This is a genomic window from Enterococcus lemanii (genome assembly GCF_016909125.1).
Classification (GTDB): domain Bacteria; phylum Bacillota; class Bacilli; order Lactobacillales; family Enterococcaceae; genus Enterococcus_I; species Enterococcus_I lemanii.
The window spans coordinates 1-8,978 of record NZ_JAFBFD010000062.1 but is presented as its reverse complement, the minus strand read 5'-3'; the positions used below and the strand labels follow the sequence as shown (position 1 = coordinate 8,978).

The following is an 8,978-nucleotide window of genomic DNA, read 5'->3' as shown; positions in this document are numbered from 1 at the left end:
ATTGTACCATATGGGGAGGTTCCTTTTTTGTGTCTTTTTGAAAGACTGTTCTATCAAAGGTTTGAAGAGTCTAATAATTATGAAATTTGTTCAATGATATTTTGGTCATCGAAGAATCAGAATTAAAGAAGTCTCAATTTAATGATTTATCGATTACTGAAATGCATACAATTGAAGCAGTTGGTATGTACCGTAAAAAAACCACTTCTGAAGTAGCAAAAGAGCTTTCAATCACAGTGGGGACATTGACAACGGCGATTAACCGACTAGTTAAAAAAAATTACGTTGAGCGAATTCGAAGCGAAGATGATCGACGTGTCGTCAAATTAGGTTTGACAAAAAAAGGAAAGTTATTGTACCGTGTTCATCAAAACTTTCATCGCCAAATGATTGAAGCAGTATTGGTGGATATGGGAAAAGAAGAAGCAACCGCATTGTTAAAAGCGCTAGAAAATCTTCATCTTTTTTTACAAGAATATAAGTGAGTGTAGATGGATATGAAATTTGGAAAAATTACAGCAACGGCGAGTTATCTTCCGCAACAAATAATCTCAAACCACCAATTGGCCGAGGTTATGGACACAAGCGATGAATGGATTTATTCTCGAACAGGGATTAAAACACGCCACATTGCAAAAGAAGAAAACACTTCTGATTTGTGCATTCAAGTCGCGCAACAATTGTTGACTAAAAGCCAAATAGAGGCTTCTGAAATTGATTTTGTAATTGTTGCAACGATGTCCCCGGATTATAATTCACCTTCAGTCGCCTGTCTTGTACAAGGAGCAATTGGTGCCAATAATGCCTTAGCTTTTGATTTAGGAGCAGCCTGCGCAGGTTTTGTTTATGCTCTATCAATGGGTGAAAAACTGATTCGAACAGGTTCAAAAAAAGGAATTGTTATTGGTGGAGAAGTTATTTCAAAGATTTTAGATTGGCAAGACCGTTCGACGGCGGTGCTCTTTGGCGATGGTGCAGGCGGGGTTTTACTTGAAGCCGATGCGCAACAGCATCTATTAAAAGAGAGTTTACATGCGGATGGCACAAGAGGGATGTCATTAACGTCTGGTTATGTTAATTCTCATAACAATCCGTTTGGACAATCAGATACACCAAAAAGTGCGTGTTTATCAATGGTTGGGCGCGATATTTTTGATTTTGCAACACGCGATGTTGCAAAAAGTATAGCAGAATTAATTGAGGAGCAAAAAGAAAGTGTTGATTATTTCTTATTGCATCAAGCCAATTCTCGCTTACTAGATAAAATTGCACGAAAACTTCAAGTTGATCGGGCAAAATTTTTACAAAATGTGGATAAATATGGGAATACCTCGGCTGCAACGATTCCAATTTTACTTGACGAAGCGGTGCAAGAAGGGACAATCATTTTAGGTCACAATCAAAAAGTGGTTCTTTCAGGCTTTGGTGGGGGATTAACATGGGCATCCGTGTTAATTACTTTATAAAGACTGTAGACATAAAATTAAAAAAATAATTTATATTATATTGGAGGAAATATTAAATGGTATTCGAAAAAATTCAAGAAATTATTGCAGAAGAATTAGGTAAAGACGTAGAGGAAATCAAATTAACAACTGATATCCAAGAAGACTTAGAAGCAGATAGCTTAGATTTATTCCAAATCATCAATGAAATTGAAGATGAATTTGACGTGAAAATTGAAACAGAAGACGGCATCAAAACAGTTGCTGACTTAGTGAAATACGTAGAACAACAACAAGCTTAATTTTAAAAAAAGGCTGGGCCAAAAGCCTAGCCTTTCCTTATATCTTGCATCCTAAAATAATTAGGAAAAATCGAAACTATTTTCCCCAAAATGAATGAACGAAGTCTTTTTAACATAAAGGAGAAATACATGAAAACAGCTTTCTTATTTAGCGGTCAAGGTGCGCAATATGTCGGGATGGGACAAGAGCTTTATAATCAAGAAGCCATTGTTCAACAGACCTTTACTGAAGCAAGTGAAGTCTTAGGTTATGACATGGCTGAATTGTGTTTCACTGAAAACGACCGATTGAATCAAACAAAATTTACGCAACCGGCGATTTTAACGGTGAGTGTTGCTTTTTGGCGCCTATTACAAGAAAAGGGCTATCAGGCAGAAGCTGTTGCGGGTTTAAGTTTAGGTGAGTATTCCGCACTCGTTGCAAGTGGCGCTCTTGATTTTAAAACAGCCGTTGGACTAGTGGCTAAGCGAGGTGCTTTAATGAGTGAGGCGGCCCCGCAAGGTATTGGCAAAATGGTGGCTGTGTTGAATACACCAATTGAAACGATTGAAGAAGCTTGTCAAAAGGCGAGTACAATTGGTATTGTTTCCCCAGCGAACTATAATACTCCTCAACAAATCGTGATCGGTGGTGAAGTGGCTGCCGTTGACCAAGCGCTTGAATACTTAAGCGCTGCTGGTGTGAAAAGAATGATTCCGCTAAATGTAAGTGGTCCATTTCATACGGCATTACTAAAGCCCGCAGCCGATAAGTTACATGATGTACTTGAAACAACGGTTTTTTCAGAGATGGCTATACCAGTAATTAGTAATACGACTACTCAGATAATGCCTCAAGCAGATATCAAAACTTTATTAGAAAAACAAGTGATGTCGCCGGTTCGTTTTTATGAAAGTATCGCAACTTTGAAAGAACTAGGAATTGAGCAAATTGTTGAAATTGGTCCTGGGAAAGTTTTAACAGGGTTTATTAAAAAAATCGATAAGACGTTAAAAGTTACAAGAATAGAAGACAGCCAAACGCTTGCAGAGACAATTGCTGCATTGACCATAGGAGGTTAACATGGAATTACAAGGAAAAGTTGCTTTCGTTACAGGGAGTACACGTGGAATCGGCTTAGAGATTGCCAAAGCATTTGCTAAAGAAGGTGCAAATATCGTCTTAAACGGTCGAAGTGAAATCGCAGCTGAATTGATTCAAGAAATTGAAAGTTACGGTGTGAAATGTATCGGTGTTTCTGGTGATATTTCAGATTTTGATCAAGCAAGCAAAATGATTAAGGAAACAGAAGAAAATCTTGGTCCAGTTGGGATTTTAATCAATAATGCTGGAATTACAAACGATAAGTTAATGTTACGTATGACAGCAGATGATTTTGATAAAGTCTTAAAAATTAACTTGGTTGGTACCTTTAATATGACGCAACATGTTTTAAAGAAAATGTTAAAGCAAAGAGAAGGCGCGATTATTAATTTATCAAGCGTTTCAGGATTGATTGGAAACGTCGGTCAAGCAAACTATGCAGCAAGTAAAGCAGGCGTTGTTGGCTTCACCAAGTCGGTGGCACGTGAAGTCGCTCCTCGCGGAATCACTTGTAACGCAATCGCACCAGGTTTTATCCAAACGGACATGACAGATGTTCTATCAGATAAAATAAAAGAGCAAGTAACACAAAATATTCCGATGCAACGATTTGGTCAAGTCGATGACGTTGCTCAAACGGCTATTTTCTTAGCCAAAAATTCTTATATTACTGGTCAAGTTATCAATGTTGATGGCGGCCTAGTGATGCATGGTTAGAGGAGGAAATTCAATGAATCGAGTAGTAGTAACAGGTTATGGGGTTGTTTCTCCAATTGGAAACACACCAGAAGAATTTTTATCTAGTTTAAAAAATGGAAAAAATGGAATCGGTCCAATTACAAAATTTGACGCTTCAAATACAGGAATCTCTGTTGCCGGTGAAGTGAAAGAATTTCCATTAGAAAAATATTTCAAGAAAAAAGATACGAAACGAATGGATATGTTTTCGATTTTTGGGATTCACGCGGCACTCGATGCGATGGAAATGGCGCAACTAGACGTTGAAAAAATAGATGCGGATCGTTTTGGTGTAATGGTTGGTTCTGGAATTGGTGGCTTGCCAACAATCCAAGATCAAGTAACACGTATGAATGAAAAAGGGCCACAACGCGTTTCACCGATGTTTGTACCAATGTCGATTGTAAATATGGTTGCGGGTAATATTGCCTTACGTGTTGGTGCCAAAGGAATTTGTACCACAACAGTAACCGCTTGTGCTTCAGGCACGCATTCAATTGGCGAAGCATTCCGGAACATTAAGCATGGCTACACTGATGTCATGATTGCTGGCGGTTCAGAAGCAACGATTTGTGAAATTGGAATTGCTGGTTTTGCAGCCTTAACCGCCTTAACAACGGAAACAGATCCAAATAAAGCTTCAACGCCATTTGATAAAAATCGAAGTGGTTTTGTCATGGGCGAAGGAGCAGGTGTCTTTATTCTAGAATCTTTAGAACATGCACAGGCGCGTGGAGCAAATATTTTAGGTGAAGTAGTCGGTTATGGAGCCAACTGTGATGCTTATCATATGACTGCACCAAACCCAGATGGATCTGGTGCAGGTAAAGCAATGAAATTGGCGATGAATGAAGCTGGGATTGAACCAAGTCAAGTCGGCTATATTAATGCGCATGGGACAAGTACTCCTGCAAACGATAGTGCCGAAGCAACGTCGATTCAATATGGTTTAGGCGATTCTTATAAAGATGCTTATGTAAGTAGTACAAAATCAATGACGGGACACTTACTTGGGGCAGCTGGCGGAGTGGAAGCAATTGCCACCTTGTTAGCTTTAGAGCATCAATTTGTACCACCAACCATTAACGTAACTGAAAAAGATCCAGCAATTGATATCAATGTCGTGGTGAACGATTCAGTTGAGGCAAACTTAACGTACGCGATGAGTAATTCATTAGGCTTTGGTGGCCATAATGCCGTAATCTTAATGAAACGTTGGGAGGCTTAATCAGGAATGGAACAAAAAGAAGTTATCGAATTATTAACGATTTTTGATCAATCAACTTTAACTGAATTTCACTTAAAAGATGGTCATTTAGAACTTTATTTAAATAAAAATACGGTTTCAAAAAATCCTATAACGAATAATCCTCCAGCAACAGTAGCAACACCGGTTGTACCTGTCGCTGTTCAAGCAGAAGCACAAACGGTGACGACTTCTGAAGTAGCGCTGGTTGAAGCGACTAAAGAAGCGGTTGTTAGTGGAAAAGAGATTGTTTCGCCGTTAGTTGGAGTGGCTTATTTGAAGCCGGCGCCAGACAAACCTAATTTTAAAGAAGTTGGCGACCATGTGACCAAAGGTGAAGTCGTTTGTATTGTTGAAGCAATGAAAGTAATGAACGAAATTACAAGTGATGTAACGGGTGAAGTGGTGGCTGTTTTAGTTGAAAATGAAGCCATCGTAGAATTCAACCAACCATTATTCCGTGTAAAGGAAGGATAAGAAAATGACTCAATTAAATATCCAACAAATTAAAGAAATTATTCCCCATCGTTACCCAATGCTTTTAATCGATCGCGTAGAAGAGTTGATTGATGGTGAAAAAGTGATTGCTAAGAAAAACGTTACGATTAACGAACCGTTTTTCCAAGGTCACTTCCCACACGAACCGGTTATGCCAGGTGTTTTAATTGTTGAAGCGATGGCTCAAGCAGGTGCCGTTGCATTACTGTCACTTGAGCAATTTCGTGGAAAAACAGCTTATTTTGGTGGGATTGATAAAGCAAAATTTCGCCAAAAAGTAACACCAGGAGATACCTTGATTTTAGAAGTAGAAATTATAAAAGTGAAGTCATCGGCTGGTATCGGCAAAGGGATTGCTCGCGTCGATGGAAAGAAAGTGGCAGAAGCCGAATTAACCTTCATGATTGGATAGGTGAATTATGTTTTCAAAAATTTTAATTGCAAACCGTGGAGAGATCGCGGTTCGAATTATTCGTGCTTGTCGGGAATTAGGCATTCAAACGGTCGCTGTTTATTCAGAAGCCGATAAAGAAGCGTTACATACAGAATTGGCAGACGAAGCGATTTGTATAGGTCCAGCGCGTGCATCAGATTCCTATTTAAATGTGCAACAAATTTTAAGTGCCGCCGTTGTGACAAAAGCCGAAGCAATTCACCCTGGATTTGGTTTTTTATCAGAAAATAGTCGTTTTGCTTCGATGTGTGAGGAATGTAATATTACCTTTATCGGACCTAAAAGTGAAACAATCGATGCAATGGGGAATAAGATCAATGCTCGAAAATTAATGATTGAAGCAGGTGTTCCGGTAATTCCTGGTAGTGATGGGGCACTTTCAACGGTTGACGAAGCATTGGCGATTGCCGATGAAATTGGTTACCCAGTGATGCTTAAAGCGGCCGCAGGTGGTGGTGGTAAAGGAATTCGTAAAGTTTTAACAAAAGAAGAGTTACCCCAACATTTTTCATCTGCTCAGCAAGAGGCAAAAGCGGCTTTTGGTAACGACGATATGTATATTGAAAAAATTATTTATCCAGCTCGTCACATTGAAGTTCAAATCTTAGGCGATCATTTTGGTCATGTGATTCATTTAGGCGAAAGAGATTGTTCATTACAACGAAACAACCAAAAAGTTTTAGAGGAATCTCCGTCAGTTGTCATTACGCCAGAAAAACGTCAAGCAATCGGTGACGCAGGTGTACGCGCAGCCAAAGCGGTTGCTTACCGTAACGCCGGCACAATTGAATTTTTAATGGATGAAGCCGGAGAGTTTTACTTTATGGAAATGAATACACGAATCCAAGTGGAACATCCGATTACCGAGATGGTAACGGGAGTGGATTTGGTTAAAAAGCAATTAGAAATTGCGAGTGGTTATCCATTAAGTTTAAAACAAGAAGATATCAAGCTTCAAGGACATGCGATTGAGTGTCGAATCAACGCAGAAAATCCAGCTTATAATTTTGCTCCTTCGCCAGGCAAGATTCGTAATTTGTTTTTACCGAGTGGGGGAATGGGACTGAGAGTGGATAGTGCGATGTATTCAGGCTACACGATCCCCCCCTATTATGATTCAATGATTGCAAAAGTCATTGTTCATGGTGATACGCGCGAAGAGGCATTAAATAAGATGCATCGTGCGTTGTGGGAGTTTGTAACCGACGGCGTTATTACAAACGTAGACTTTCAAATGGATTTGATTCACCATCCAAATGTCATGGCCGGTGATTATACAACGGCCTTTTTACAAGAAGAATTTTTACCAAACTGGAAGGCTGAAAATTAAAAGGAGATTTCGTTATGGCTTTATTTAAAAAGAAAAAGAAATACATTCGAATTAGCCCTAATCGAACCACGACGAAGCCTGGTAACGAACCTTTTGTCCCAGACGATATGTGGGCAAAATGTCCAAGTTGTAAGCATACCCTTTATACAAAAGAAATCGGTGTTGAAAAAGTATGCCCCAATTGTGGTTACAATTTTCGAATTACAGCAAAAGAACGCTTATCATTAACGGTAGATGAACAAACATTTACTCCGTGGGATGAAGAGATTGTGACCAAAGACCCGTTGAATTTCCCAAACTATTTAGAAAAAATTGAACAAACCCAAGAAGCAACGGGCTTACATGAAGCGGTTCTAACAGGGGTTGCTCAAATTAAAGGATTACCCGTTGCGATTGGCGTGATGGATTCTCACTTTATTATGGGAAGTATGGGAACGGTAGTTGGTGAGAAGATTACTCGCTTATTTGAGAAAGCAATTGAGCAAAAATTGCCAGTTGTCTTGTTTACCGCTTCTGGTGGTGCACGCATGCAAGAAGGAATCTTGTCATTAATGCAAATGGCCAAAATTTCAGCAGCGGTTAAACGCCATCATAACGCAGGATTATTTTACTTAACGGTATTAACAGATCCGACAACGGGCGGCGTGACGGCAAGCTTTGCGATGGAAGGTGACTTGATTTTAGCCGAACCCCAAGCACTGATTGGTTTTGCCGGTCGCCGGGTAATCGAACAAACAATTAAACAAGAGTTGCCCGAAGATTTTCAAAAAGCTGAATTTCTTTTAGAACACGGCTTTGTCGATCAAATTGTGTCACGTATTGAATTACGGGATCGCATTTATGATTTAGTTCAAATGCATACGATGAAAGGGTGGGCTGATTATGACTAGAACGGCACATGAGATTGTTCAATTAGCACGCTCAAAAGATCGTTTAACCGCACTTGATTACTTCGAAAGCATCTTTGAGAACTATCAAGAGTTTCACGGCGACCGTCTGTTTTCTGATGATGAAGCAGTTGTCGGTGGGGTAGCTTTATTAGAAGGAAAACCAGTAACCGTTATTGGTATCCAAAAAGGCCGCGATTTAACCGAAAACTTAAAGCGTAATTTTGGTTCGCCGCATCCTGAAGGTTATCGTAAAGCGCTCCGTCTAATGAAACAAGCTGAGAAATTTAAACGACCAGTGATTACTTTTATTAATACAGCGGGTGCTTTTTGTGGAATTGGGGCAGAAGAGCGCGGCGAAGGAGAAGCGATCGCTAAAAATTTACTTGAGATGTCTGATTTAAAAGTACCGATTATCGCGATCATCATTGGAGAAGGCGGTAGTGGTGGTGCGTTGGCACTAGCTTTAGGTGATGAAGTTTGGATGTTGGAAAACGCAATCTATGCAATCTTATCTCCTGAAGGTTTTGCATCAATTCTTTGGAAAGATGGCTCACGTGCGCCTGAAGCAGCAGAATTAATGAAGATTACTGCGCATGAATTAAAAGAGTTAGGCGTCATTGAACGAGTGATTCCTGAAACGTTTCGCGGGGAACCATTAACGCAAGCGGCTTTAATTAAACGTTTAAAATCAGATCTAATCCATAAGCTAAAAGAACTTTCTCGCAAAGAATTACCAGATTTGTTAGAAGCAAGGTATGAGCGATTTCGTAAATATTAAAAAGATAAAGGTGAAGCCAATTATGAATTTGTCTTTGCCTTTATCTTTTTTTGTGTCGGAAACCTCTTTTTTTGTTATACTACCAATCACTAGTGGTGCACAGAAAATATTTTATAATTAATGTCTACTGAACAAATGCTAAATTTTCTAAAACCGACGAATTTCGAAACAGGAAACAACTGTTCTTGATAATAAATAAATATCTGAAAAAAG

General features: G+C 39.3%; 11 protein-coding genes. All 11 read left to right on the top strand.

Going from position 1 to position 8,978, the window contains the following annotated elements; genetic code table 11:
• The first annotated feature begins 86 nt into the window (after positions 1-86).
• The 11 genes from JOD14_RS12715 to JOD14_RS12665 all read left to right on the top strand — a co-directional run bounded on the left by JOD14_RS12715 (position 87) and on the right by JOD14_RS12665 (position 8,765).
• Positions 87-485, top strand: coding sequence for a MarR family winged helix-turn-helix transcriptional regulator (locus JOD14_RS12715; protein ID WP_204655153.1), 399 nt, complete (start codon positions 87-89; stop codon positions 483-485).
• A 6-nt stretch (positions 486-491) separates the two neighbouring features.
• On the top strand, positions 492-1,466 hold the full coding sequence (locus JOD14_RS12710; RefSeq protein ID WP_204655152.1) for a beta-ketoacyl-ACP synthase III: 975 nt from the start codon (positions 492-494) through the stop codon (positions 1,464-1,466).
• 56 nt (positions 1,467-1,522) lie between these two features.
• Positions 1,523-1,747, top strand: a complete 225-nt coding sequence (locus JOD14_RS12705) for an acyl carrier protein (protein WP_204655151.1) — start codon at positions 1,523-1,525, stop codon at positions 1,745-1,747.
• Between the two features lie 129 nt (positions 1,748-1,876).
• Positions 1,877-2,809: an ACP S-malonyltransferase gene (fabD, locus tag JOD14_RS12700; protein WP_204655150.1), complete on the top strand. Its 933-nt coding sequence runs from the start codon at positions 1,877-1,879 to the stop codon at positions 2,807-2,809.
• 1 nt (position 2,810) lies between these two features.
• Positions 2,811-3,548: a 3-oxoacyl-[acyl-carrier-protein] reductase gene (gene fabG / locus JOD14_RS12695; RefSeq protein WP_204655149.1), complete on the top strand. Its 738-nt coding sequence runs from the start codon at positions 2,811-2,813 to the stop codon at positions 3,546-3,548.
• A 13-nt stretch (positions 3,549-3,561) separates the two neighbouring features.
• Positions 3,562-4,797 carry a beta-ketoacyl-ACP synthase II gene (gene fabF, locus JOD14_RS12690; protein ID WP_204655148.1) on the top strand — a complete coding sequence of 412 codons (1,236 nt, stop codon included), beginning with the start codon at positions 3,562-3,564 and terminating at the stop codon, positions 4,795-4,797.
• 6 nt (positions 4,798-4,803) lie between these two features.
• Entirely contained in the window at positions 4,804-5,292 is a 489-nt protein-coding gene (gene accB / locus JOD14_RS12685; RefSeq protein WP_204655147.1) for an acetyl-CoA carboxylase biotin carboxyl carrier protein, read from the top strand.
• 4 nt (positions 5,293-5,296) lie between these two features.
• Positions 5,297-5,725 (top strand): 3-hydroxyacyl-ACP dehydratase FabZ, encoded by a 429-nt coding sequence (gene fabZ, locus JOD14_RS12680; RefSeq protein ID WP_071873698.1) that lies wholly within the window; start codon positions 5,297-5,299, stop codon positions 5,723-5,725.
• Positions 5,726-5,732: 7 nt separating this feature from the next.
• Positions 5,733-7,097: an acetyl-CoA carboxylase biotin carboxylase subunit gene (locus tag JOD14_RS12675; RefSeq protein ID WP_204655146.1), complete on the top strand. Its 1,365-nt coding sequence runs from the start codon at positions 5,733-5,735 to the stop codon at positions 7,095-7,097.
• A gap of 14 nt (positions 7,098-7,111) precedes the next feature.
• Positions 7,112-7,987 (top strand): acetyl-CoA carboxylase, carboxyltransferase subunit beta, encoded by an 876-nt coding sequence (gene accD / locus JOD14_RS12670; RefSeq protein ID WP_204655145.1) that lies wholly within the window; start codon positions 7,112-7,114, stop codon positions 7,985-7,987.
• Positions 7,980-8,765, top strand: coding sequence for an acetyl-CoA carboxylase carboxyl transferase subunit alpha (locus tag JOD14_RS12665; protein WP_204655144.1), 786 nt, complete (start codon positions 7,980-7,982; stop codon positions 8,763-8,765). The genes accD and JOD14_RS12665 overlap by 8 nt, the downstream gene beginning before the upstream one ends.
• Positions 8,766-8,978: the final 213 nt, after the last annotated feature.

Excerpts from the sequence above, each read along its gene's own strand:
- JOD14_RS12710 (WP_204655152.1), top strand. The coding sequence starts at position 492 with ATGGATATGAAATTTGGAAAAATTACAGCAACGGCGAGTTATCTTCCG.
- JOD14_RS12705 (WP_204655151.1), top strand. The coding sequence starts at position 1,523 with ATGGTATTCGAAAAAATTCAAGAAATTATTGCAGAAGAATTAGGTAAA.
- fabD (WP_204655150.1), top strand. The coding sequence starts at position 1,877 with ATGAAAACAGCTTTCTTATTTAGCGGTCAAGGTGCGCAATATGTCGGG.
- fabG (WP_204655149.1), top strand. The coding sequence starts at position 2,811 with ATGGAATTACAAGGAAAAGTTGCTTTCGTTACAGGGAGTACACGTGGA.
- fabF (WP_204655148.1), top strand. The coding sequence starts at position 3,562 with ATGAATCGAGTAGTAGTAACAGGTTATGGGGTTGTTTCTCCAATTGGA.
- accB (WP_204655147.1), top strand. The coding sequence starts at position 4,804 with ATGGAACAAAAAGAAGTTATCGAATTATTAACGATTTTTGATCAATCA.
- fabZ (WP_071873698.1), top strand. The coding sequence starts at position 5,297 with ATGACTCAATTAAATATCCAACAAATTAAAGAAATTATTCCCCATCGT.
- JOD14_RS12675 (WP_204655146.1), top strand. The coding sequence starts at position 5,733 with ATGTTTTCAAAAATTTTAATTGCAAACCGTGGAGAGATCGCGGTTCGA.
- accD (WP_204655145.1), top strand. The coding sequence starts at position 7,112 with ATGGCTTTATTTAAAAAGAAAAAGAAATACATTCGAATTAGCCCTAAT.
- JOD14_RS12665 (WP_204655144.1), top strand. The coding sequence starts at position 7,980 with ATGACTAGAACGGCACATGAGATTGTTCAATTAGCACGCTCAAAAGAT.